The 22,678-nt window shown below is 70.6% G+C and carries 24 protein-coding genes and 1 tRNA gene; 13 read left to right on the top strand and 12 right to left on the bottom strand.

Annotated features, from left to right (window positions below):
* The first annotated feature begins 133 nt into the window (after positions 1-133).
* Positions 134-739, top strand: coding sequence for a YwqJ-related putative deaminase (locus J7I98_RS06660; protein WP_214919626.1), 606 nt, complete (start codon positions 134-136; stop codon positions 737-739).
* A gap of 10 nt (positions 740-749) precedes the next feature.
* Entirely contained in the window at positions 750-1,265 is a 516-nt protein-coding gene (locus J7I98_RS06655) for an SUKH-3 domain-containing protein (protein ID WP_214919625.1), read from the top strand.
* A gap of 118 nt (positions 1,266-1,383) precedes the next feature.
* Here J7I98_RS06655 and J7I98_RS06650 read toward each other — a convergent pair whose 3' ends face one another.
* On the bottom strand, positions 1,384-2,709 hold the full coding sequence (locus tag J7I98_RS06650; protein ID WP_214919624.1) for a sensor histidine kinase: 1,326 nt from the start codon (positions 2,707-2,709) through the stop codon (positions 1,384-1,386).
* A gap of 161 nt (positions 2,710-2,870) precedes the next feature.
* Between J7I98_RS06650 and J7I98_RS06645 the strand changes: the two genes are divergently transcribed.
* The 7 genes from J7I98_RS06645 (at position 2,871) to J7I98_RS06615 (ending at position 8,521) form a co-directional block, all read left to right on the top strand.
* Positions 2,871-2,942 (top strand) — tRNA-Gln (locus tag J7I98_RS06645).
* 131 nt (positions 2,943-3,073) lie between these two features.
* Entirely contained in the window at positions 3,074-4,519 is a 1,446-nt protein-coding gene (gene glmU, locus J7I98_RS06640) for a bifunctional UDP-N-acetylglucosamine diphosphorylase/glucosamine-1-phosphate N-acetyltransferase GlmU (protein ID WP_308377692.1), read from the top strand.
* Between the two features lie 121 nt (positions 4,520-4,640).
* The gene (locus J7I98_RS06635; RefSeq protein WP_214919623.1) at positions 4,641-5,618 is read left to right on the top strand and encodes a ribose-phosphate diphosphokinase; all 978 of its coding nucleotides are present in this window, start codon (positions 4,641-4,643) and stop codon (positions 5,616-5,618) included.
* Between the two features lie 192 nt (positions 5,619-5,810).
* Positions 5,811-6,395: a 50S ribosomal protein L25/general stress protein Ctc gene (locus tag J7I98_RS06630; protein WP_214919622.1), complete on the top strand. Its 585-nt coding sequence runs from the start codon at positions 5,811-5,813 to the stop codon at positions 6,393-6,395.
* Positions 6,396-6,517: 122 nt separating this feature from the next.
* Positions 6,518-7,108 (top strand): aminoacyl-tRNA hydrolase, encoded by a 591-nt coding sequence (gene pth / locus J7I98_RS06625; protein WP_214919621.1) that lies wholly within the window; start codon positions 6,518-6,520, stop codon positions 7,106-7,108.
* 57 nt (positions 7,109-7,165) lie between these two features.
* Positions 7,166-7,636, top strand: a complete 471-nt coding sequence (locus tag J7I98_RS06620; RefSeq protein ID WP_214919620.1) for a hypothetical protein — start codon at positions 7,166-7,168, stop codon at positions 7,634-7,636.
* Between the two features lie 198 nt (positions 7,637-7,834).
* Positions 7,835-8,521, top strand: a complete 687-nt coding sequence (locus J7I98_RS06615; RefSeq protein ID WP_214919619.1) for an LPXTG cell wall anchor domain-containing protein — start codon at positions 7,835-7,837, stop codon at positions 8,519-8,521.
* A gap of 118 nt (positions 8,522-8,639) precedes the next feature.
* Here the strand turns inward: J7I98_RS06615 and ppc are convergent, their stop codons facing one another.
* A complete protein-coding gene (gene ppc, locus J7I98_RS06610) occupies positions 8,640-11,366 on the bottom strand; it encodes a phosphoenolpyruvate carboxylase (RefSeq protein WP_214919618.1) in 2,727 nt (908 codons plus the stop codon).
* A gap of 212 nt (positions 11,367-11,578) precedes the next feature.
* Here ppc and J7I98_RS06605 point away from each other — a divergent pair, with 212 nt between their 5' ends.
* Positions 11,579-12,562 carry an acyl-CoA desaturase gene (locus tag J7I98_RS06605; protein WP_214919617.1) on the top strand — a complete coding sequence of 328 codons (984 nt, stop codon included), beginning with the start codon at positions 11,579-11,581 and terminating at the stop codon, positions 12,560-12,562.
* Positions 12,559-13,248, top strand: coding sequence for a TetR/AcrR family transcriptional regulator (locus tag J7I98_RS06600; RefSeq protein ID WP_214919616.1), 690 nt, complete (start codon positions 12,559-12,561; stop codon positions 13,246-13,248). Before J7I98_RS06605 ends, J7I98_RS06600 begins: the two co-directional genes overlap by 4 nt.
* Positions 13,249-13,280: 32 nt before the next feature.
* On the opposite strand, the gene J7I98_RS06595 is transcribed toward J7I98_RS06600, so the two are convergent.
* The 7 genes from J7I98_RS06595 to J7I98_RS06565 all read right to left on the bottom strand — a co-directional run bounded on the left by J7I98_RS06595 (position 13,281) and on the right by J7I98_RS06565 (position 18,465).
* Positions 13,281-14,357: a serine hydrolase gene (locus tag J7I98_RS06595; protein ID WP_214919615.1), complete on the bottom strand. Its 1,077-nt coding sequence runs from the start codon at positions 14,355-14,357 to the stop codon at positions 13,281-13,283.
* 5 nt (positions 14,358-14,362) lie between these two features.
* Positions 14,363-15,295, bottom strand: a complete 933-nt coding sequence (locus J7I98_RS06590) for a hypothetical protein (protein WP_214919614.1) — start codon at positions 15,293-15,295, stop codon at positions 14,363-14,365.
* A complete protein-coding gene (locus tag J7I98_RS06585; protein WP_214919613.1) occupies positions 15,292-16,269 on the bottom strand; it encodes a hypothetical protein in 978 nt (325 codons plus the stop codon). The genes J7I98_RS06590 and J7I98_RS06585 overlap by 4 nt, the downstream gene beginning before the upstream one ends.
* Positions 16,266-16,967: a hypothetical protein gene (locus J7I98_RS06580; protein WP_251020198.1), complete on the bottom strand. Its 702-nt coding sequence runs from the start codon at positions 16,965-16,967 to the stop codon at positions 16,266-16,268. Before J7I98_RS06580 ends, J7I98_RS06585 begins: the two co-directional genes overlap by 4 nt.
* Before the next feature lie 11 nt (positions 16,968-16,978).
* Positions 16,979-17,164 (bottom strand): hypothetical protein, encoded by a 186-nt coding sequence (locus J7I98_RS06575; RefSeq protein ID WP_214919612.1) that lies wholly within the window; start codon positions 17,162-17,164, stop codon positions 16,979-16,981.
* A 147-nt stretch (positions 17,165-17,311) separates the two neighbouring features.
* Positions 17,312-17,677, bottom strand: a complete 366-nt coding sequence (locus J7I98_RS06570; protein WP_214919611.1) for a VOC family protein — start codon at positions 17,675-17,677, stop codon at positions 17,312-17,314.
* Entirely contained in the window at positions 17,677-18,465 is a 789-nt protein-coding gene (locus J7I98_RS06565) for a trans-aconitate 2-methyltransferase (protein WP_214919610.1), read from the bottom strand. Before J7I98_RS06565 ends, J7I98_RS06570 begins: the two co-directional genes overlap by 1 nt.
* A gap of 89 nt (positions 18,466-18,554) precedes the next feature.
* Here J7I98_RS06565 and tamR point away from each other — a divergent pair, with 89 nt between their 5' ends.
* The gene (gene tamR, locus J7I98_RS06560) at positions 18,555-19,052 is read left to right on the top strand and encodes a MarR family transcriptional regulator TamR (protein WP_214919609.1); all 498 of its coding nucleotides are present in this window, start codon (positions 18,555-18,557) and stop codon (positions 19,050-19,052) included.
* Here tamR and J7I98_RS06555 read toward each other — a convergent pair.
* Positions 19,011-19,784: a response regulator transcription factor gene (locus J7I98_RS06555; protein WP_214919608.1), complete on the bottom strand. Its 774-nt coding sequence runs from the start codon at positions 19,782-19,784 to the stop codon at positions 19,011-19,013. The two genes, tamR and J7I98_RS06555, sit on opposite strands and share 42 nt — an antisense overlap.
* A gap of 280 nt (positions 19,785-20,064) precedes the next feature.
* On the opposite strand from J7I98_RS06555, the gene J7I98_RS06550 reads away from it, so the two are divergent.
* Entirely contained in the window at positions 20,065-20,508 is a 444-nt protein-coding gene (locus J7I98_RS06550; RefSeq protein ID WP_214919607.1) for an N-acetyltransferase, read from the top strand.
* Positions 20,509-20,554: 46 nt separating this feature from the next.
* Here J7I98_RS06550 and galK read toward each other — a convergent pair whose 3' ends face one another.
* Positions 20,555-21,709, bottom strand: coding sequence for a galactokinase (gene galK / locus J7I98_RS06545; protein WP_214919606.1), 1,155 nt, complete (start codon positions 21,707-21,709; stop codon positions 20,555-20,557).
* Positions 21,706-22,674 carry a UDP-glucose 4-epimerase GalE gene (galE, locus tag J7I98_RS06540; RefSeq protein ID WP_214919696.1) on the bottom strand — a complete coding sequence of 323 codons (969 nt, stop codon included), beginning with the start codon at positions 22,672-22,674 and terminating at the stop codon, positions 21,706-21,708. The genes galK and galE overlap by 4 nt, the downstream gene beginning before the upstream one ends.
* Between the last annotated feature and the right edge of the window lie 4 nt (positions 22,675-22,678).

The raw sequence follows: 22,678 nt of genomic DNA, 5'->3' as shown, positions 1-22,678 counted from the left end.
CCACTCGGCGACGTCCGCGCACGGTTCACCGACCCAGCTTCCGCACCACTGGTCACATTTGGCAGGCTGTCCCAGCAACGCGGGGGCGTGCACACCAGCGGCCACCGCCGCGGGCACGGAGGGGAGCACCACCATGCACACGGCACAAAAGGAAACCACCGTCACTTCACACACGTCGGAGCCGGGCACACCGGGCACGCAGGACACACCGGGCACATCCGGCACGCCGGGCCCCGGAGCGCACCCGTCCGGCGATCCCCGCCTCAGCTGGAGCAGCACCGAGGGCGCCCGCCCGCCGATGCTGCACCACCGCCGCGACGGCATCCTGCCGACCGTCGCCGCAGCGCTCTCCGTGCGCGGCGCCGACACCCTCACCTGTACGGCGGGCAAGGGGGACCAGCCGCCCGCGCTGCACCCGCTTGTCCAGGACTTCCTCGACACCCTCACCAGCGGCCAGCGCGAACGCTTCACCGGCCGCTGCCCCGAGGCCATCCTCATCTCCCGGCACATCACCGCCGCCGAGGCGTCCCGCTCCAAGCGCGCCTCCCGCAAGCCGCTCACGCCCGGCGACGCCCGGCGCTCGCTCAAGCACGCGAAGCTCACCACGCGCCACATCCGCGAGGACGGCGACCCGCTGCACGGCAGTTACGCCCCGCCCTGCCGCTCCTGTACGCCGATGCTCGCCCATTTCGGCGTACGCCCCGTAGCCCCCACCGTGACCACCGCACAGAAGGGCTGACCCGCCGCCGATGCCGGGCCCCAACCTCAACACCAACACCACTCGCTTTCCCGTGGCCGTCGACGCCGCCCTGCGTGCCGCCGGCTGGCAGCCGGGGCGGTGGGACATAAGGCAGGCGGAGCACTGGGCGGACACCCTGCGCGCGCACCTGTCCCCGGCCGGCCACCGGCACAGTGTCTTTCCCGCAGCGGTCGAGGCGTGGGCCGAATTCGGCGGCCTGTACGTCGCGGCGCCGGGCCCCGGCCGCCAGATCGCGCCGACGCCGGTACGTTTCGACCCGCTCGGGGGTCTGCACCACGCCCGCACGCTCGCCGACCTCGGGCGCGCGCTGGGCACGGAGGTGTGCCCGCTCGGCACGGAGTTCGGCAGCGACGGGGCCGACGGGCAGACGGTGCTCGCGATCGATTCGGCGGGGCGGGTCTACGCCCTGGACCACACGGGCGACTGGTACCTGGGCGCCGACGTGGACCAGGCCCTGTCGACCCTGGTAACCGGCACCCAGCCGAGCCGGCTGTCCCCGGCGTAGGGGTGCCGGGGCGCCCTGGGGTATGTCCGGCGGATCAGGCCTGGGCCGGGGCCTGGCACGCACATCTGCGGCGAGATGGCGCCGCACCCTGAAGCCGGCCTGATACGCCGGACGCGCCCTAACCCCGCGCGGGGAGCACCGCCGACACCCGGAAGCCGCCCGCGTCCGTCGGCCCGGACACGAATACACCTCCCAGTGCCGTCACCCGCTCCCGCATCCCCACCAGGCCGTTCCCGCCGCTCGGCAGGCCCGCGTCGGCCGTGCCGCCGTCGGAGGGGCCGTTCTCGACCTGCATGGCCACCTCGGAGCCGCGGTGCGCGAGCCGCACCCACGTCTTCGCGCCCGCCGCGTGCTTGTGCACGTTCGTCAGGGCCTCCTGCACCACGCGGTACGCCGTCTGCTCGACCTGCGCCCCGTACAGAACGGGGTCGCCCTCCACCGTGAGTTCCACCACCATCCCGGCCTGCCGGGACTGCCCGACCAGGGCGTCCAGTTCGGCCAGGCACGGCCCGTCCTCCACCGCCTCGGCGGAGGGTGCTGCGGCCGCCGCGGCCGCAGCCGCGCCGACCGACGCCAGCGGGACCGCCGTGGTCACCGGCTTCGCCCGGTCGCCGGACCGCAGTACCCCGAGCATCTCGCGCAGCTCCGTCAGCGCCTGGCGGCCCATGTCGCCGACCAGCGCCGCGTTCTTGACGGCCTTCGCCGGGTCCTTCAGGGCCACTGCCTGAAGCGCCGCCGAGTGCACCACCATCAGGCTCACCCGGTGCGCGACCACGTCATGCATCTCCCGCGCGATACGGGTCCGCTCCTCCGTACGCGCCCATTCGGCCCGCTCCTCCGCCCGGTCGGCGAGCAGCGACAGCTCCCTCTCCAGCGAATCCGCACGCTCCCTCAGGCTCTCCATCAGCCGCCGCCGGGCCCCTATATAGAGCCCGAAGAGCACCGGCGGGCCGGTCAGTCCGAGCGAAAGGAAGAGCGACACCACCGGCACGTACCAGGGCCCGGGATCGAAGTCCCCGTCCGTGGCGTTCGCGACGTCCTGCTGGGTCCGTACGTACGTCACGATCAGTGTCCCGGCCAGGGACATCCCCGCCAGCACCACGGTGATCCGGCGCGGCACCTCCGAAGCGGCCAGCGTGTACAGCGACACGATGCCCATCAGGAAGGCCATCTCGGCCGGTGTCACGGCGATGGACACCAGGACCACGGCGATCGGCCAGCGCCGCCGTACGAGCAGCACGGAGCCCGCGGCCACGCCGAGGGCTACCCCCAGCGGTACCGGCAGTCCCGCGTTCCCCGCGAACCTCACACCTTCCAGCGCACACTCCAGCGCCGAAACCAGCGCCAGCCCCACATCCAGCACGACGCTGCGGCGCCGCTCCCACCACCAGTAACGCCGGGCGGTCATGCCCGTGGCGTCCTGGTCTGCCCCCGTTGCGGTCATGCCATCCACCCTACGGGCGGGCGCCACTCAATATCCGGAGACCGGGCGAGCACGGTCGGGCCGGGAGCCCGTCGCATTGAAGGCCGGTGTTACGGCATAGTGTTTGCAGCCAAGCCGTCGGCCTGACACATCGTCCGTTTTGGGTCGCCCGGCCGCCTTATTCCCCTGTGGTGTAATTGGCAGCACTGAGGCTTTTGGTGCCTTATGTCCGGGTTCGAGTCCTGGCAGGGGAGCTCACCGAGAGGTGATCGACAGCTCATCGATACGGGTCCTGACCATGCCGGTCAGGACCCGCGCGCGTTTCGGTCCTGAGGCCCCCCGGTATCCTGCGGGTGTCCACCACCCGAAGCCGAAGGGCATCACCGTGAGCGCCAATCCGGCCGCCGTCGTCGTCCTCGCAGCGGGTGAGGGCACCCGCATGAAGTCGGCCATCCCCAAGGTTCTGCACGAGATCAGCGGGCGCTCGCTCGTCGGGCACGTCGTCGCCGCCTCCCGAGAACTGAACCCCGAGCACCTCGTCGTGGTCGTCGGCCACGCCCGCGAGCAGGTCGCGGCGCACCTGGGCGAGATCGACCCCGAGGCCCGTACCGCCGTACAGGAGCAGCAGAAGGGCACCGGACACGCCGTCCGGATGGGCCTGGAGCAGCTCGGCGGCGGGATCGACGGGACCGTGGTCGTCGTCTGCGGCGACACGCCGCTGCTGGCCGGCGACACCCTGACCGAGCTCGCGCGCACGCACGCGGCCGACGGCAACGCCTGCACCGTGCTGACCGCCGAGGTCCCCGACTCCACGGGGTACGGCCGGATCGTGCGGGACGAGGCCACCGGCGCCGTCACCGCGATCGTCGAGCACAAGGACGCGACCGAGACGCAGCGCGCGATCAGCGAGATCAACTCGGGCGTCTTCGCCTTCGACGGCCGGCTGCTCGCCGACGCGCTCGGCAAGGTCCGTACGGACAACAGCCAGGGCGAGGAGTACCTCACGGACGTCCTCGGCATCCTGCGCGAGGCCGGGCACCGGGTGGGCGCGGCGGTCGCCGCCGACCACCGGGAGATCCTGGGCATCAACAACCGCGTGCAGCTGGCCGAGGCGCGCAGGCTGCTCAACGTCCGTCTTCTCGAGCGCGCGATGCTCAGCGGCGTGACGGTGATCGACCCGGCGTCGACGTTCATCGACGTGACGGTGACGTTCGACCAGGACTCGGTCGTCCACCCCGGCACCCAGCTGCTCGGTGCGACCCACCTCGGCGAGGGCTGCGAAGTCGGCCCCAACACCCGCCTCAAGGACACGGTCGTCGACCGGGGCGCCCGCGTCGACAACACGGTGGCGGACCGTGCGGAGATCGGCGAGGGGGCGACCGTCGGCCCGTACACGTATCTGCGGCCCGGCACCAAGCTCGGTCCGAAGTCCAAGGCCGGTGCGTACGTGGAGATGAAGAGCGCCGTGATCGGCGAGGGCACGAAGGTGCCGCACCTCTCGTACGTCGGGGACGCCACCATCGGCGACCACACGAACATCGGCGCCGCGAGCGTCTTCGTGAACTACGACGGCGAGACCAAGCACCACACCACGATCGGCTCCCACTGCCGGACGGGCTCGGACAACATGTTTGTGGCGCCTGTCACGGTCGGGGACGGCGCGTACACCGCCGCCGGCTCCGTCATCACCAAGGATGTGCCGCCCGGTTCGCTCGCCGTTGCCCGTGGGCAGCAACGGAATATCGAGGGCTGGGTGGCTCGCAAGCGTCCGGGAAGTGCTGCCGCACAGGCGGCTCAGGCGGCGGCCGACGAGGCCGAAGCCGACAGCTGACCGGAAACAGGTGCGCCCCCGACGGCGTACCGTGATAGGTGCACACAATTCGGCTGGCTCGTATGCGATTCAAAGGCGTGCGGGCGCAGCAGCAATGAATCACGTCTGAGGAGACAGTGCTGTGACCGGGATCAAGACGACCGGCGAGAAGAAGCTGATGCTCTTCTCCGGCCGCGCCCACCCCGAGCTGGCCGAGGAGGTTGCGCACCAGTTGGGTGTCGGCCTCGTGCCGACGAAGGCTTTCGACTTCGCCAATGGTGAGATCTACGTCCGTTTCCAGGAGTCGGCGCGCGGCGCCGACTGCTTCCTGATCCAGAGCCACACGGCCCCCATCAATAAGTGGATCATGGAGCAGCTGATCATGCTCGACGCTCTGAAGCGGGCTTCCGCTCGGAGCATCACCGTGATCATCCCGTCGTACGGCTACGCCCGTCAGGACAAGAAGCACCGTGGCCGCGAGCCGATCTCGGCCCGGCTGATCGCCGACCTGCTGAAGACCGCGGGCGCCGACCGCATCCTCACGGTCGACCTGCACACCGACCAGATCCAGGGCTTCTTCGACGGCCCGGTGGACCACCTCTCCGCGCTGCCGGTGCTGGCGGACTACGTGGGCGCGAAGGTCGACAGGAACAAGCTGACGATCGTCTCCCCGGACGCCGGCCGTGTGCGCGTCGCCGACCGCTGGTGCGACCGGCTGGACGCGCCGCTGGCGATCGTCCACAAGCGCCGCGACAAGGACGTCGCCAACCAGGTGACCGTCCACGAGGTCGTCGGTGAGGTCAAGGGCCGGGTGTGCGTCCTGGTCGACGACATGATCGACACGGGCGGCACGATCTGCGCCGCGGCGGAGGCGCTGTTCGCCAACGGCGCGGAGGACGTCATCGTCACCGCGACGCACGGCATCCTCTCGGGTCCGGCGGCGGACCGGCTGAAGAACTCCAAGGTCAGCGAGTTCGTACTGACGAACACGCTGCCGACGCCGGGCGAACTGGAGCTCGACAAGATCACGGTGCTGTCGATGGCGCCGACGATCGCCCGCGCGGTGCGCGAGGTCTTCGAGGACGGTTCCGTCACGAGCCTCTTCGAGGAGCAGTCGTAGCAGCTCCGGGCCGGTCCTGAGCTAGATCGATTTCTGGTACGGCCTCCCCGCCGGGTAGACTCCCTGAGTTGCTCGGCGAGGGAGGCCGTACTCATTCAGTACGGCGCATCCGTTATCGACGCGCTCTTCGTAGCAGGCCGTTTCGTGGCCGGGTGACCCATCCGTTTTTCGTCACCTGCGAGGAGTGCAGCCATGGCTGAGATCAAGATCGCCGCTGAAGTCCGTACCGAGTTCGGCAAGGGCGCTGCCCGTCAGACCCGCCGCGCCAACAAGGTTCCCGGCGTCATCTACGGCCACGGCGCCGAGCCCGTACACGTCACGCTGCCGGGTCACGAGCTGATGATGGCGCTCAAGACCAGCAACGCGCTCCTGAGCCTCGACGTCGCCGGCAAGACCGAGCTCGTCATCCCCAAGGCCGTCCAGCGTGACGCCATCAAGCGCAACATCACCCACGTCGACCTGCTCGCGGTCAAGCTGGGCGAGAAGGTCACGGTCGAGGTCGCCGTGCACACCGAGGGCGAGCTGGCCCCGGGCGGCAACCTCCTCGAGAACGTGCTGAACACGCTGTCGGTCGAGACCGAGGCCACGCACATCCCCGAGTCCGTCACGGTCTCCATCGCGGGCCTTGAGGCCGGTGTCTCGATCCACGCCAAGGACGTTCCGCTGCCCGAGGGCACCACCCTGGTCACCGACCCGGACGCCATCGTCATCCAGGTCCTGGCCCCGCAGGCCGAGGAGGCCCCGGCCGAGGCTGCCGCCGAGGGCGCCGAGGCCTGAGCCTCGGTCTGAACCCCGCTGTTCCCCCGGACATCGCTGTAGCCCCGGGCCCAGCACCGTCCAGCCGCCGTCCCGCGCCACCGCGCGCGGGACGGCGGCTGGCGTATGAAGGAGATATGCAGATGACGGACGCAGCCGACCCCTGGCTCATCGTGGGTCTGGGCAATCCGGGGCCGGACTACGCGGCCAACCGCCACAACGTCGGCTTCATGGTCGCCGACCTCCTCGCCGACCGCATGCGGGCGAAGTTCAAGGCGCACAAGGCCCGCGCCCAGGTCGTCGAGGGCCGCATCGGCCCGCCCGGCCCCGGCAACCGCCGTGTGGTGCTGGCCAAGCCGATGTCGTACATGAATCTGTCCGGCGGTCCCGTCACCGCGCTGCGCGACTTCTACAAGGTGCCGACGGCGAACATCGTCGCGATCCACGACGAGCTGGACATCGACTACGGCACGCTGCGGCTGAAGCTGGGCGGCGGCGACAACGGACACAACGGTCTGAAGTCGATGACCAAGGCGATGGGCCCCGACTACCACCGCGTGCGGTTCGGCATCGGCCGTCCGCCGGGTCGTATGCAGGTGGCCGACTTCGTCCTGAAGGACTTCTCCTCGACGGAGCGCAAGGAGCTGGACTACCTGGTGGACCGGGCGGCGGACGCGGTGGAGTGCCTGGTCATCGACGGCCTGGAACGCGCGCAGTCCACGTACAACTCCTGACACAATCATTGGCCAGAGGTTGACCGAGCGCGGTCGGATGGCCAAGGATCGCCCTCCATGGCCACGAAGCGGACTCAAGCCCTCCTGTACGCCCGACGTGCGGCGATGGCCGGCGTCGCCCTGTTGCTGCTCGTCGCCGGCATCCGCTCCTCCTGGGGCGCCGCCCAGCACGTCATGCTCTCCAAGGGCCGCGAGCACGGCACGCTGACGGTCGCCAAGTGCGGCGACGAGACGTGCACGGGCCCGTACGTCCCGGCGGACCCCGCGGCGGCCGACCGCTCCCCCGTCACCATCGACAGGTCGGTCGGCACCAAGAAGGGCGCGAAGTTCCCGGTGGTCCTGAAGCCGGGCACGTCCGAAGCGGTACGTGCCGGAGCCCCCGGCATCCTCCACGCGTGGATCCCGCTGGGCGGCGCCCTGCTCCTCTCGGCCCTGGTGATCGCGGGCGGCCTGCGCATGACGCGGCTGGCGTGGGGTGCGGCGCTGGCGGGCGGGGCGCTGCTGACGGCGTCGTTCTTCACGCTCTGACTCCGGCTCAGCCCGCTCACCCGGCCGAGCCGACTCAGCGGAAGCGGAGTGGCGCATTCACCCGATCGTTACCCGGGACTACTGGGACGAGTGGCTGTTCTCGGTACGGATGCATCACAACGCACCTTGACGGTCCCGTGAGTTCACAGGATGCTGAGCCGCCCCCCACAGCACCCCTCCTCTCACGATGGACTGCCCATGCGCACTCGTATTTCCATCGGCGCTGTGGTGACGGCGGCCGCGCTCTCGCTGCTGACCGCTCCCTCCGCGTTCGCCACCCCGCCCGGCGACAACGGCACCGTGAAAATCCACGACGCCGAGACCGGCAAAGAACTCCGCAAGAACGAGCCGCACGTCTGCACCTTCTACCTCGACGCGTTCGGTTTTGACGCCGGGCAGCAGGTGGAGTGGCGCATCGAGGCGTGGGCCCCGACCGCCGACGTCAAGGGCGTGCAGGTCAAGGCCGGTTCGCTGACGCTCGACGCCGACGGTCACGAGCGCACCGTGGACCTCACGCTCCCCGACGGCCACTACAAGCTGTTCTGGAACTTCGACGGCGAACACGGCAAGGCCAAGCACAAGGTCTTCTGGACCGACTGCCCCGGCGACGACGTAAAGCCGAGCGAGGAGCCGGGTGAGAAGCCTGGCGAGGACGCTTCGGGCACGCCGAGCGCCGAACCCTCCGAGGCGACCCCGGACAAGCCCGGCGCCGCTGCTCCGACCTCGACCGCGAACCCCGCCCCGGCCCCGTCCGGCAACGGCGGCGGCGACCTGGCCGAGACCGGCAGCGGTGCGCCCGTCGGCATGCTCTCGGCGATCGCGGCCGCGCTGGTCGCCGGCGGCGGCTACCTGGTGGCGCGACGCCGCACGGCCCGCAACCACTGAGTCGGAGCAACGAGCACGCGAACGGCGGTGGTCCGAAGGGACCACCGCCGTTCTGTGTCTGCGTCTCTGTGTCTGCGTCGCAGGCTCTGCGTCGCAGGCTCTGCGTCGCAGGCTGGGCTCAGCCCGTGTTGCGCAGGCCCGCCGCCACGCCGTTGACCGTGAGCAGCAGCGCCCTGGCCAGCAGCGGATCGGCCTCCTCGTTCCGCTCGGCCGCCGCGCGCTGGCGGGCCAGCAGCGAGACCTGGAGGTAGGAGATCGGGTCCAGGTAGGCGTCACGGATCGCGAAGGTCTGCTGGAGCACCGGGTTGGAGTCGAGCAGCTGCTTGCCGCCCGTGATGCGCAGGACCTCGGCCACCGTCAGCTCGTGCTCGGCGCGGATCGTCTCGAAGACGTGCTTCAGGTCGTCCGGGACGAGCGTGTCGACGTAATGACCGGCGATGCGCAGGTCGGTCTTCGCGAGCGTCATCTCCACGTTGGAGAGGAAGTTCTGGAAGAAGTGCCAGCGCTCGTGCATCTCGTCCAGGACCGTGTCCAGGCCCGCCTCGCGCAGCGCCTTGAGGCCGGACCCGACGCCGAACCAGCCCGGCACGATCTGCCGCGACTGCGTCCACCCGAAGACCCACGGGATCGCCCGGAGCCCGTCCAGGCCCGCACCGCTGTCCGGGCGGCGCGAGGGGCGCGAGCCCAGGTGCAGGTCGGCGAGCTGGTCCACCGGGGTTGCCGCGAAGAAGTACGCGGGCAGGTCCGGGTCCTCGACGAGCCGCCGGTACGCCGTGTGGGCCGCGTCGGACACCGTGTCCATCGCCGCGTCCCAGCGCGCGAGCGCCTCGTCGGACTGGCGGGGCGAGGTGTGCAGCGCGGACGCCTGCAGCGTGGCGGCGACCGTCAGCTCCAGGTTCTCCCTGGCCAGGGACGGCACCAGGTACTTGTCGGAGATGACCTCGCCCTGCTCGGTCACCTTGATCTCGCCCTCCAGCGTGCCCCACGGCTGCGCGAGGATCGCGTCGTGCGAGGGGCCGCCGCCCCGGCCGACGGTGCCGCCGCGGCCGTGGAAGAGCCGCAGGCGTACGCCGTACCGGTGCGCGACGTCACGCAGGCGGCGCTGGGCGCGGTGGATCTCCCACTGGGAGGTGGTGATGCCGCCGAACTTCGACGAGTCGGAGTACCCGAGCATGACTTCCTGCACGTCGCCGCGCAGCGAGACCAGCCGCCGGTACGACGGGTCGGCGAGCATCTCGTCGAGGATCACATCGGCGGCGCGCAGCTCGTCCGTGGTCTCCAGGAGCGGCACGATGCCGATCTTCGCCCAGCCCGCGTGCAGGTCGACGAGACCCGCCTCGCGCGCCAGCACGGCGGCGGCGAAGACGTCGTCGGCGCCCTGGCACATCGAGATGATGTACGACTCGATCACCTCGGGCCCGAAGCGCTCCAGCGCCTCCCTGATCGTGCTGAACACGCCGAGCGTCTTGTCCCCGGCCGCGTCCAGCGGCGCGGGCGTCGGCGCCAGCGGGCGCCTCGACCGCAGCTCCTTCGCGAGCAGCTTCTGCCGGTAGTCGCGCGGCATGTCGGCGTACCGCCAGGACTCCTCGCCCAGCCGGTCGAAGAGCTGGCCGAGCGCGTGGTGGTGCGCGTCGGCGTGCTCGCGTACGTCCATCGTGGCGAGCTGCAGCCCGAAGGCGGCGAGCGTGCGGATCGTACGGTCCATGCGGCCGTCGGCGAAGAGGCCGCAGCGGTGCTCGCGCAGCGACGTCTGGATGAGCGCCAGGTCTTCGATGAGCTCGCCGGTGCCGAGGTAGTCGATGCCGGGCCGGTGCGGGGTGCCCTTGGCGAGGCGCTCGCGCGTGTTGACGAGCTTCTGCCGGATGCAGGTGGCCTTGAGCCGGTACGGCTCCTCGGCGTTCAGCCGCTTGTAGCGGGGGCTGATGGGCAGCCGCTCCAGGTCGGCCCGGAGCGAGGCCAGCAGCTCCTCGGTGGCGCCGGTGTAGCGGATGGAGTTCGACAGCTGTCCGCGCAGCTGGTCGACGAGCTCCAGGGCGTCGGTGATCCCGTGCTCGTGCTGCAGGATCAGCACTTCCCAGGTGACGGCGGGCGTCACATTCGGGTTCCCGTCGCGGTCGCCGCCGATCCAGGTGCCGAAGGTCAGCGGCCGCGTTTCGGCGGGCAGCTCTACGCCGACACGCTCAAGCTCGGCGGCAAGATCCTCCAGGACGTCCCCGACGGCGCCGGCGTGCAGCTCGTCCAGGTAGTAGATGGCGTTGCGCGCCTCGTCGGCGGGCTCCGGGCGTACGACGCGGAGCTCGTCCGTCTGCCAGATGAGGTCGATCGACTCGGCCAGACGGAGGTCGTGGCGGCGCCGGTCGGAGGCGATGACCGGGGTTTCGAGCAGCTCGGCGATGCGGCGCAGCTTGTTCAGTACGGACCGGCGGGCAGCCTCGGTCGGGTGCGCCGTGAAGACGGGCCTGACGTTGAGGTTCTTGACCGTGGAGCGCAGGTGCTCGGGATCGGCGTCCTTGAGCCTGTCCGCCGTACGGGCGAGAAGGCCGCCCTCTTCCGCGCGCTTCACTCGCAGCTCACGCCCGCGATGCACCTGTTCGGTGACGTTGGCAAGATGGAAATAGGTAGAGAAGGCGCGCACCAGCCGGGCGGCGGTCTCCAGGTCGGTGTCGCCGAGCAGTTCGGCGGCGGCCTCGCCGTCGGTGCGCGTCAGTGCACGCACCCGCTCGACCAGTTCGAGGAGCTCGGGCCCTTCCTGCCGGACGAGCGTTTCGCCCAGCAGGTCGCCCAGTCGGCGAATGTCGGCACGCAGCTCCGCGCTGGTGTTGGAGTTCTGGTCGGCACTGCTCACAGGTGCGGCTCCTTGCAGTGTTTGAGCACGTCTGGAGGTTTGTGGACCACGCTGTCCGACGACACCCAGGATAGGCGGCACGGGCGAACCCGTTACCGGCGGCCTCTTGCCGCCGGGCAAAGCGCTGCCATACTTACGACGCCGTAGGTTACGCAACCGTAGCCTGGCTTGAGACACACACAGACACGCACCCTCACCCCACAGGGGACCCCATGACCACAAGTCCCGACGTGCTCGAAGACGCCCCGAACGCGGCGACCGACGCATCGGCCCCCTTGGCCACCCGCGGCGGCGAGTCCAAGCGCTCCATCGAGCAGCTGGCTCTCCTCCTCTTCATCACCGTTCCGTTCGTAGCCCTTCTGGCGGCCGTGCCGCTCGCCTGGGGATGGGGAGTGAGCTGGCTCGACCTGGGCCTGCTGGTCTTCATGTACTACCTCGGCTGCCACGGCATCACGATCGGCTTCCACCGCTACTTCACGCACGGCTCCTTCAAGGCGAAGCGGCCGCTGCGCATCGCGCTCGCGATCATGGGCTCGATGGCGGTCGAGGGCCCCCTCGTCCGCTGGGTCGCCGACCATCGCAAGCACCACAAGTTCTCCGACGCGGAAGGCGACCCCCACTCGCCCTGGCGGTTCGGCGAGACGCTCCCCGCGCTGATGAAGGGCCTGTGGTGGGCCCATATCGCATGGATGTTCGACGAGGAGCAGACGTCGCAGGAGAAGTACGCGCCGGACCTGATCAAGGACCCGGCGATCCGCCGCGTCTCGCGCGACTTCGTCTACTGGACGATCCTCTCCCTGGCCCTGCCCCCGCTCGTCGGCGGTCTGGTCACGATGTCCTGGTGGGGCGCGTTCACGGCGTTCTTCTGGGGCTCCATGGTCCGGGTGGCCCTGCTGCACCACGTGACGTGGTCGATCAACTCCATCTGCCACGCGGTCGGCAAGCGCCCCTTCAAGTCGCGCGACAAGTCGGGCAACGTGTGGTGGCTGGCCGTGCTCTCCTGCGGCGAGTCCTGGCACAACCTGCACCACGCCGACCCCACCTCGGCGCGGCACGGTGTCATGAGGGGCCAGATCGATTCCAGTGCGCGGCTGATCCGCTGGTTCGAGAAGGCGGGCTGGGCGTACGACGTCCGCTGGCCGAGCGCGGACCGTATCGACTCCCGGCGCAAGAGTGAGCCCTCCGAAGCGGCATGATTGGCAACGTGGCGATCGACGGCAGTAGTACGAACAACGAGAAGAACCGGCCCACCCCCAGCCGACGGGCGCGCCGCGTCCGCATGACCGGCAAGGAGCGCCGCGAACAACTGCTGGACATCGGCCGCACGCTCTTCGCGGAGAAGGGGTTCGAAGGCACGTCGGTGGAGGAGATCGCGGCGAAGGCCGGCGTCTCCAAGCCCGTCGTGTACGAACACTTCGGCGGCAAGGAGGGCCTGTACGCCGTCGTGGTCGACCGGGAGATGCGGCGCCTGCTCGACATGGTCACGGGCGCCCTTACGGCCGGTCACCCCCGCGAACTCCTCGAACAGGCCGCGTTCGCTCTCCTGGACTACATCGAGACGTACACGGACGGCTTCCGCATCCTGGTCCGCGATTCACCGGTGGCCCAGTCGACGGGCTCGTTCGCATCGCTGATCAGCGATATCGCCACGCAGGTCGAGGACATCCTGGGCTTGGAGTTCAAGGCCCGCGGCTTCGACCCGAAGCTGGCTCCGCTGTACGCCCAGGCGCTGGTCGGCATGGTCGCGCTGACGGGCCAGTGGTGGCTGGACGTCCGTAAGCCGAAGAAGGCGGAGGTCGCGGCGCATCTGGTGAACCTGTGCTGGCACGGCCTGGAGAACCTGGAGCCCAAACCGCGCCTTATAGGCCACCGCAAGAACTGAGGCGCCCCGGCAGGGTCTCAATGTGTGGGGTCTCAATGTGCGGCGTCGGCGGCGAGCGCGTACAGCAGCGCGTAGGCGGTGCCCACCAGGCGGCAGAATTCGCCTCGGCGGGTCGCGAACGCGGCCAGTGCGGTTCCGGACGCCGGGTGGAAGCCCAGCAATGCCTGCTGGCCGAAGGTCGCCCCGGCGTGGAAGAGCAGCGGGCCGCCCGGCGCCGGGTGCTGGAACCAGGTCAGGGTGTGCGTTTCGCGGCGCCGAAGACCGCGGCGCAATTGCGGGACCTGGACGTCGCGCAGCGCGTGGCGCAGCGGTGTGGCCTCGGGGGCGAGGTGCGCTTCCAGGTAGGTGAGCGCGTCGCCGGGGGTGGAGCGTACGCCGGCTGCGGCGGTGAAGGCGCCGCCTTCGACGCCGGGGACCGGTGTGCTGCCGTTTCTGCGGTGCCCGGTGGCATTGGTGCGGGTGTCGCCGCTCTGGTTCAGGGTCGTACCGGTCAGCCCCAGCGGGCGCAGCACATGGTCGGCCAGCAGCTCGGCGTAGTCGGCGCCCGTGGCTCCGGACATCGCGCGGGCCAGCAGGGCCAGCCCGAAGTTGGAGTAGTGCCAGCGGGTGCCGGGGCGGTGGCGGGGCCGGGTACGGGCGAAGGCGCGCAGCAAGCGTTCGGTGCCGTACCCGGCGTAGCCGTTGGCGTACGGGTGCAGCGCGGCGCCGGGCACCAGATCGCGGGGGATGCGGGGCAGTCCCGCCGTATGGGTGGCCAGATGGCGGAGCGTGATCCGGCGTGAGGCGGGGTGGCGCAGCGGCAGACCGCCCGGCAGGTGGGCAGTGAGCGGATCGTCGAGGGACAGGGCGCCCGAACGGGCCAGGGCGGCCAGCAGCAGCACGCTGTAGGTCTTGCTGATCGAGCCGAGTTCATAGCGCAGCGCGTCGCGCGGTACGGCGGGCACTTCTGCGGGCGCCAGGGCGGTTCCACCGGTGGCGAGGGTCCGCCGTCCGTGACGGGTGACGGCGAGCACGACGTCCGGGGCATCGATCGCGGCGAGTGCGCCGGCGAGGCGGCCCGCGACGCGGTCCTCCTGGGCTGTGGTGGGGGCGGTCGCGAGGGAGCTCATCGGGCTCAGCCGGCCGACAGGGCGCGGGAGATGGCCATCGCGGAGGCGAACGCGGCCACCAGGGTGGGGTGGTGGACGACATCGAAGACCTCCGCCGCATCGCCGTCCGGCATCCCGTGCTGTTCGGGCATCGCGCCGGATGCGGACTGGGCGGCGGCGTACCGCTCCCATGTCTGCGCGTCCAGCGTGGGCCGTGGCAGGCACGCGTCGACGACGAGGAGTTCGCCGAGCAGGTCCCAGTGTTCGAGGTTCGCCCAGTCCTCCATCCAGGCGGGCAGATACAGCGTGAGGTAGGAGGCGATCTCCGGGGGGATACGGTCCGGCGCGGCGCCCCAGTTGGTGAGGTGGAAGACGGTGTGCGTGACGTCGTACGCGATGTGGAACTGCACCGTCCACGGCTCGGGCAGCCTGCCCAGCCAGGTACCGCTCACGGCAGCGTCGAAGTCGGAGCTGGGCACCAGGCCCATTTTGCGTTCGGCGTTGAGCACGCCGAGGCGTCGGCTGGGGACCATGTCCAGCGCCGGCCACGTGAGGGTGCGGCGGCTGACCTCCACGGCAGACTCCAGTGCCGGATGGCGCAGACCCAGCTCGTGGAACGTCGCGTAGATCTCCAGAGGTACGGGGGAGAACGGTTCGTCGTGCTGGAGCTCGGCCAGCACATTGCCGCCGTCCAGCAGCTCCCGCCAGGTGAAGTCCAGCAGTTGCCCGGCGCGCGCGTGCTGGCGCGAGCCCGCCACGCCCTCCCGGAAGAGCACCTGCATATTGATGGCCAACTCCCCGATCGGCTTGAGCCGTTCCACGACGGCTCTGCCGGTGGCGCGGTCGTCAGGGGTCAGCCTGAAGTACTCGCGGTGCTCGTCGAGCCAGGTCAGAGCCCGGTCCCCGACACTGTGCAGCAGCGCGGGGGGAGCGGCTGCGGATGTGGCTGCGGCTGTCACGGGGCCACCTCGCTTTCGTACTCGGCTTCCGCTTCAGGTCCCGGCGCTGATCCCGCCCCGGCCTCGGCCTCGTCCGCGGCGATGCGCGCCAGCGTCCCCGCGAAGGCCGTCACCAGCGTGGAGTGGTAGCAGGCGGTGAAGGCTTCGGCGCCGTCTCCGGGGGGCGGTGCCGTGCCCCTCTCGGGCACGCTGCCGTCGTCCGCCTGCGCGTCCGCCAGCCGCTGCCAGGCCACCGGATCGTACGGGGCCGAGGGCAGGCAGGCCGTCACGGCGAGCAACTCGCCTGCCAGGTCCCACAGTTGCTCCTCCAGCCAGGTCTCCAGCCAGGAGGGCAACCAGAGCCGCAGGTAGTCGGCGTGCGCTTGCGGCAATCGTCGGCGGGCGCGACCCCAGTCGGTGAGGTGGAAGACGTCATGGGTCATGCCGTACGCCGCCTTGCGGTCCAGCGCCCACGGCTCGGGCATCAGGCCCAGGCCGGTCAGCTCCAGCACACCGTCGAAGTCGGCGTGCTGGAGCAGGCCGATCCGACGCTCGGCGTTGAGCACTCCGAGCGTACGGGTGTGATCCTCGCGGGCCACCCGCCAACTGCGCAGCCCTGTCGTGGCGGACAACAGCTCCTCCACGGCGGCGTTGCGCAGTCCTGCCTGTGCGAAGACCCCGTACATTTCCACCGGATACGTCGCATGGGGTTCGCCACGGATCAGCTCCGCGAACAGCTCACCGTCCCGTGTCTCGTTCCAGGCGAAGGCGAACAGCCCGTCCGCCACCTCCCGGATGTCACGGCGGGGGTTCGATGTCCTGACGAACTGGGTCAGTTCGGCCAGTTCGCCGAGAGGTTTGAGGGTCAGGTTGGGATCGGCGTCCGTCGTCACGTTCGGGGGCAGGGTGAAGTGGGCCCGCACCCCTTCGAGCCACCCCAGGCTGTCGCCGACCATGCGGTCGAGCAGAGCCGGGGCGCCCCGGCCACCGCTCACCAACCCCGTCCGTAGAACTGCCGTGCGGCCACGACATGGAGCGCCACCCGGGCGTCGCCTTCGCTCATCCGGCGGACGAACGCCAGCCCGTTGTCGAGCCCCAGCGTCGGCGGCACGTCCGGCAGCCGGGCCAGCCAGCGGCCGAGACCGGCGGCCTGCAGCCAGTCCCTGCGGCGTACCGCCCGGACGAAACCGCGGGCCAGGTCGTCCGTACGGGCCGCCAGCCCGTCGGCCAGGCCCGGCGCGAGTCCGGGGAGGGCGAGCGCAGCCAGTTGTGACGCCCGGTGAGAAAGCTTTGGCCATGGGTCTTCTGAGACCCAGGCGGCTCCGGCCTGCGGCGCCTGCGGCAAGCGGTCGACGCCACCCGGCAGGAAGGCGTGCGAGGCCTCGACCAGCCCGCGGTAGCTCCACACGGACACATCGGAGGCGTCAACCCCCGGCGGGTATGCGGTAAGTACCTGCCGCACTACCGCTTGGTCGTCCTCGCCACCGGGTCCTGCGCGGTGGTCCAGCGCGTACGGAGCGAGCGCATCGGCGCCCAGCACCCGGATCGCGGCCAGCGCCAGGGCGTCACCCTGGCGGACAATGCGGGAGAGCGCATACGGATCGCCCTCACCCTGGAGGGCAAGGGCGACTCCGCTTGCGGCATCAGCGATCACAGCGCTCAGCGGCACTGCTCCCTGCGCCTGTTCAGCCAACGCAAACCCCTCTACCGGGTTTCCGTCTTCGGACGGGGCGTGGGCGGCGACGCCAGCAGGAGTGCGAGAAGCAGGAAGGCACCCTTGCACTCACGCGTGTCGCGGAAGACGCCCTCGGGTTCGGCGGAGTCCAGCAAGCCCTCCACCTGGGTGGTCAGTGCGGCCGTCTCGACCGGGGAAGTGCGGTCCATGATCATGGGACCATCTCCTTGGATTGCGGCTGTCACTCCAGACTGGCATGAGCCGCAATTGCCCGCAAACCGGACAGGCGATCCGTGCGCTTCCCCAGCAAGGAGGCATGTCGGCGGCGCCAGTTAAAGATTTGATGATGCGTCGACCGCCGCTCACGCGACGCTCGGCTCCAGGAACTCCAGCCGGTTGCCCACCGGATCCTCGGCATAGAAGCGCCGGTGCCCCGGCAAGTTGCCGTCCCAGGTGATCCGTACGCCGTGGGCCTCCAGGCGGGCGGCGTACGCGTCGATGCCGGTGACGCGCAGTCCGGGGTGCGCCTTCCTGGCGGGCCTGAATCCGGCCTCGATCCCGAGGTGCAACTGGACCGCCCCGGCCCGGAACCAGCACCCTCCCCTGGCCGCAAGTACCGGCGGCTTCGCGAACTCGTCCATCCCGAGCGCATCGACGTAGAACGCGCGCAGCGCGTCCTCGGAACCGGCCGGGGCGGCAAGCTGGACGTGGGCGACGGCCACCAGCATCAGGCACCACCCTTCCGCGCGACCGCGAAGATGCGGCGGAACGGGAACACCGTGCCGTGCGGTCCGGCAGGGTATGCGGCGCGCAAGGCGGTGGCGTATTCGGCGGTGAAGGCGTCGCGGGCCTCGGGGTCGTCGGCAAGTGCCGTGAAGACCGGGCGCAGGGCGGTGCCCTTCACCCAGTCCAGGACCGGGTCCTCGCCCTGGAGGATCTGAAGGTACGTCGTCTCCCATACGTCGGCCGCGCAGCCGAGGGCGGTGAGCCGGTTCAGGTAGTCCTCCGGTTCGAGGACGGCGCCTGCACGGTCGCCCACACCGCGCAGCCGGTCCCGCCAGCGGGGGGATTCGCGCAGGTCCGCCAGGATGGTGTGGCTGGGGGCGGTGAAGTTTCCGGGCACTTGGAAGGCGAAGGTGCCGCCGGGGGTGAGGGCGTCGAGCCAGACCGGGAAGCGGTCGGCATGGCCCGGCACCCACTGGAGCAGGGCGTTGGAGACGATCAGGTCGTACGTCTCTTCGGGCGTCCAAGTGGCGGCGTCGGCGTACGCGAAGTCGAGCAGCGGCCCTACGTACTGCTCGGCCTGCTCCAGCATCTGCGGGGAGTTGTCGTACCCGGTGATACGGGCGGCGGGCCAGCGGTCGGCGAGCAGCGCAGTGACATTGCCGGCGCCGCAGCCGAGGTCGGCAATGCGGGCGGGTTGGGCGTCGATACGGGCGAGCAGGTCGACGAAGGGCCGGGTGCGGTGACCGGCGTGACGGAGGTACTGCTGCGGGTCCCAGGTCGGTGAGGTCATGCTCAACAGCTTCCCGAGACAACTCTCTCGATGTCAAGAAACTCGATGCCAAGAGACTTCATGTCGACAGACCCCCTACACTGATCGCTATGGAGGACGAGGTCGACCGACTGGTCGCAGCATGGCGCCGCGAGCGCCCCGACCTCGACGTGGAACCGCTCGAGGTCCTCAGCCGTGTCTCCAGGCTGGCCCGCCACCTCGACCGCGCCCGCCGGATCGCGTTCTCCGAGCATCAGCTGGAGCCGTGGGAGTTCGACGTACTGACGTCGCTGCGGCGCGCGGGCGACCCGTATCAGCTCTCGCCGGGCCAGTTGCTGACCCAGACGCTGGTCACCTCGGGCACCATGACCAACCGCATCGACCGGCTCGCGAAGAAGGGCCTCGTCGAGCGGCTGCCGGACCCCAGCGACCGCCGTGGTGTTCTGGTGCGGCTCACCGCGGAGGGCCGTGACCGTGCCGACGAGGCACTGGCCGGGCTGCTCGCGCAGGAGCGGGCGATCCTCGGCGAGCTATCGCGCGCGCAGCGCGGCGAACTGGCCGGGCTGCTACGCCAGTTGACCGCCCCGTTCGACAACATCCCCGGCTAGGTCCGCCGGGCCCACGCCCGCGCGCCTGGCCAGGGCGACCGCGGCGAGGGTGGAGTGCACGCCGAGCTTCCCCAGCACGTTCTGCATGTGCGTGCGGACGGTGTGCGGGGAGAGGAAGAGCCGCTCGGCGACCGCTTTGCGGCCGAGCCCGGCCACCATGCAGCGCAGCACCTCCCGCTCGCGCGGCGTCAGCGACTCGACGAGCCGCTCGCTCTCGGTGCGGTGCTTGCGGGCTGCGGTCAACTCCCGCAGTACGCCGGTCAGAAGCGCCGGCGGCAGGTGCGTCTCGTCGCGCAGTACGCCGCGGATGACGGCCAGCAGCCGCTGCAGCGAGCAGTCCTTGGCGACCCAGCCGGAGGCCCCGGCCTGGAGGGCGAGGGCGGCGCGGCGGGGATCGTCCTTCTCGGCGAGTACGACCGTACGGACGGACGGCTGTCCCGAACGGACGCCCGCCACCAGCGAGATGCCGTCGACGAGGCCTTCCTCACCCGGTTCGGGCAGATGGACGGGGCGGGCCACAAGCCCGGATGTGCTGCTGCTGCCGAGGTCGGCATCGATGAGCATGACGTCGAATCTGCGGCTTTCCGCCGCCGCCCGCTCCAGGCAGCGCAGCGCAGCCGGGCCGCTGCCGGCCGCGGACACCTCCACGTCGGGCTCGGCGGCGAGGGCCGCGGCGAGCGACTCGGCGAAGATGCGGTGATCGTCCACCACCAGTACCCGGATACGAACCACAGACACCCCCAGGCTGCGTTGTCCGGAGGATCCCCCCGGACCCCCGGTCGGGGAGCGACCATAGCGGGCACGCCGCCCGGAGATGAGGTCATCGCAATCACGACGCGGCCGCCGCCGCACACTGACTGCTGCTGCCCCACCCCGGGCGACGTACCCGACTGTCTCGCCCCCTGATCAGAGCACCGGCCCCCACCGGCGCTCTGCTTCAGCGTACGGGCGGGGGCGGCGAGCGGAAGGTAATTCACAGAACTGATTGGCCGAGGTGTTTAAGGTGTGCCTCATGTTTCGCATTGAGACAGAAGTCGACAAAGAACGACGCTCTGTGTTGGAGGAGCGACTCGAAGCCACGAACACGGGCCGTTCCCCGGCGATGGCCGCACTGAACGGAACCCCGGCCGAGGACGAAATCCCGCTCCAGCTCTGGGCGTTGGACGACGGCGACGAACTGGTGGCCGGCCTCGACGGCTTCACCTGGGGCCACTGGCTCCACATCGGCCTGCTGTGGGTATCCGACGAACACCGCGGAACGGGCCTGGGCTCGCGCCTGCTGAGGCAGGCGGAGCGAACGGCACAGGAGGACCGTGACTGCCGGTACGCCCGCGTGGAGACGTGGGACTTCCAGGCGCCGGACTTCTACCGGAAGTTGGGCTACGAGATAACCGGCCGGATCGACAACTACCCGCCAGGGGTTACGGAGTTCACCCTGGCGAAGCGGCTGGCTTGACCCGGGGGCCGACTGCCCCCGGTCCTGCCGCCACCAACTGCGCCCCTCACGCGATGCGGTGGGCTCCCCGGGACGGGACTGCCTGGAAAATGCGGGGACGCATGCGCGATGCCGTCGCGAAAGACGTTTCGATCGACTTCGTGATCGTGTCCATCAGGGCCGCCTCCGCCAGGACGATCGCCGACCCGCCGAAGCCCCCGCCCGTCATCCGCGCCCCCAGCGCGCCCGCCGCGTTCGCGGCCTCGACCACCAGGTCCAGTTCCGCACAGGACACGCGGAGGTCGTCGCGCAGTGAGGCGTGGCCCTCGGTGAGGACAGGGCCCACCGCGCGCGGGTCGGATGCGTCCAGGAGGGCGATCACCCGTTCCACGCGGTGGTTTTCGCTCACCACATGGCGTACGTAGCGGCGGATCCTCTCGTCGGGGAGGGAGGCGAGTGCCGCAGAAAGGGACGCGTACGGGACGTCGCGCAGCGCCCGCACCGACAGAGCTCGCGCGCCCGCCTCGCAGCCCTCCCGGCGTTCCGCGTACGCGCCGTCGCCCAGGGCGTGCTTGACGCGCGTGTCGACGACCAGGAGTGCGAGGTCGTGGGCGGCCAGGTCGAAGAGGACCTGGCGGCGCGACAGGTCCCGGGTGTCCAGATGCAGCGCGTGGCCCTCCGTACAGCACGCCGCCGCCGTCTGGTCCATGATCCCGCAGGGCACACCCACGAACGCGTTCTCGGCGCGCTGCGCGACCACGGCCAGTTGGGGGCCGGACAGGTCCAGGTCGTACAGGTCGTTCAGGGCCAGCGCGGTGACCACCTCCAGCGCAGCCGACGACGAAAGGCCCGCGCCCGTCGGAACCGTCGACCTCACATGGATGTCGGCGCCCGCGACCGCGTGCCCCGCCTCCCGCAGCGCCCAGACGACCCCCGCCGGGTACGCCGCCCAACCCCCGTGGGCGAGCGGCGTGAGCGGCCCGAGCTCGTCCGTGCGCAACTGGACGACGCCGCCGTCGACGTCCGCCGAGTGCAGCCGCAGAACGCCGTCGTCCCGGCGTGAAACCGCCGCGAGGGCCGTGTGCGGCAGCGCCAGCGGCATCACGAAGCCGTCGTTGAAGTCGGTGTACTCGCCGATGAGGTTGACCCGGCCGGGCGCCGCCCACACCCCGTCCGGCTCGGCGCCGTACAACTCCTCGAAGACGGCGGCTATTTGGCTCATGCCTGCGTATCTCCCCTCCTCGCGAACGCCCACGCGTCCTCGACGATCCCCGCGAGGTCCGCACGGGACGGCTTCCAGCCGAGCGTCTCGCGCGCCCGGTCGGCCGATGCGACCAGGACGGCCGGATCGCCGGCCCGGCGCGGGGCGGTGATCTCGGGGATCGGGTGGCCGGTGACCTTGCGTACGGTCTCGACGACTTCGCGGACCGAGAACCCGCTGCCGTTGCCCAGGTTGCAGATCAGGTGCGTGCCGGGGTCGGCGGCGCCCAGGGCCAGCAGGTGCGCCTCGGCGAGGTCGGCGACGTGGATGTAGTCGCGGACGCAGGTGCCGTCGGGGGTCGGGTAGTCGTCGCCGTAGACGGAGATCGCCTCGCGCCTGCCCTGGGCGACTTGGAGGACGAGCGGGATGAGGTGCGATTCGGGGTCGTGCCTCTCGCCGTACGTGACACCGGAAAGCGACCCGTACGCCCCCGCGACATTGAAGTAGCGCAGCGACACCGCCGCCAGCCCGTGCGCGGCGCACTCGCCGCCGATCATGTGGTCGACGGCGAGCTTGGAAGCGCCGTACGGATTGGTCGGCGCGGTGGCCGCCGCCTCCGTGATGGGCGCGCCGACCGGCTCCCCGTACGTCGCGGCGGTGGACGAGAAGACCAGCTTGCGCACCCCCGCCGTGCGCATCGCGGCCAACAGCGCCATCGTCCCGCCGACGTTGTTCGTCCAGTACTTCTCGGGGTCGACGACGGACTCGCCGACCTGCGAGAAGGCGGCGAAGTGCAGCACGCCGTCGTACGAGGAGTCCAGCCATTCGGCGGCATCCTGGATGCGGCCCTCGATGAAGTCGGCGCCCGCCGGGACGCCCTCCCGGAACCCGGTGGAGAGGTCGTCGAGCACGGTGACCTCGTGGCCGGCCTCCAGGAGATGCGCCGCGACCACGCTGCCGGCGTACCCCGCACCGCCCGTGACCATGTAC

Source organism: Streptomyces sp. ISL-98 (assembly GCF_018614055.1).
Classification (GTDB): Bacteria; Actinomycetota; Actinomycetes; order Streptomycetales; family Streptomycetaceae; genus Streptomyces; species Streptomyces spiramyceticus.
Note: the sequence above shows the minus strand (reverse complement) of the source record. Positions and strands in the feature narration are given on the sequence as shown.

Bases quoted from the DNA above. Each gene is read 5' to 3' on its own strand.
- J7I98_RS06660 (WP_214919626.1), top strand. From the start codon at position 134: ATGCACACGGCACAAAAGGAAACCACCGTCACTTCACACACGTCGGAG.
- J7I98_RS06655 (WP_214919625.1), top strand. From the start codon at position 750: ATGCCGGGCCCCAACCTCAACACCAACACCACTCGCTTTCCCGTGGCC.
- J7I98_RS06650 (WP_214919624.1), bottom strand. From the start codon at position 2,709: ATGACCGCAACGGGGGCAGACCAGGACGCCACGGGCATGACCGCCCGG.
- J7I98_RS06630 (WP_214919622.1), top strand. From the start codon at position 5,811: ATGGCTGAGATCAAGATCGCCGCTGAAGTCCGTACCGAGTTCGGCAAG.
- pth (WP_214919621.1), top strand. From the start codon at position 6,518: ATGACGGACGCAGCCGACCCCTGGCTCATCGTGGGTCTGGGCAATCCG.
- J7I98_RS06620 (WP_214919620.1), top strand. From the start codon at position 7,166: ATGGCCACGAAGCGGACTCAAGCCCTCCTGTACGCCCGACGTGCGGCG.
- J7I98_RS06615 (WP_214919619.1), top strand. From the start codon at position 7,835: ATGCGCACTCGTATTTCCATCGGCGCTGTGGTGACGGCGGCCGCGCTC.
- J7I98_RS06605 (WP_214919617.1), top strand. From the start codon at position 11,579: ATGACCACAAGTCCCGACGTGCTCGAAGACGCCCCGAACGCGGCGACC.
- J7I98_RS06600 (WP_214919616.1), top strand. From the start codon at position 12,559: ATGATTGGCAACGTGGCGATCGACGGCAGTAGTACGAACAACGAGAAG.
- J7I98_RS06595 (WP_214919615.1), bottom strand. From the start codon at position 14,357: ATGAGCTCCCTCGCGACCGCCCCCACCACAGCCCAGGAGGACCGCGTC.
- J7I98_RS06575 (WP_214919612.1), bottom strand. From the start codon at position 17,164: ATGATCATGGACCGCACTTCCCCGGTCGAGACGGCCGCACTGACCACC.
- J7I98_RS06570 (WP_214919611.1), bottom strand. From the start codon at position 17,677: ATGCTGGTGGCCGTCGCCCACGTCCAGCTTGCCGCCCCGGCCGGTTCC.
- J7I98_RS06565 (WP_214919610.1), bottom strand. From the start codon at position 18,465: ATGACCTCACCGACCTGGGACCCGCAGCAGTACCTCCGTCACGCCGGT.
- tamR (WP_214919609.1), top strand. From the start codon at position 18,555: ATGGAGGACGAGGTCGACCGACTGGTCGCAGCATGGCGCCGCGAGCGC.
- J7I98_RS06550 (WP_214919607.1), top strand. From the start codon at position 20,065: ATGTTTCGCATTGAGACAGAAGTCGACAAAGAACGACGCTCTGTGTTG.
- galK (WP_214919606.1), bottom strand. From the start codon at position 21,709: ATGAGCCAAATAGCCGCCGTCTTCGAGGAGTTGTACGGCGCCGAGCCG.
- galE (WP_214919696.1), bottom strand. From the start codon at position 22,674: ATGGTCACGGGCGGTGCGGGGTACGCCGGCAGCGTGGTCGCGGCGCAT.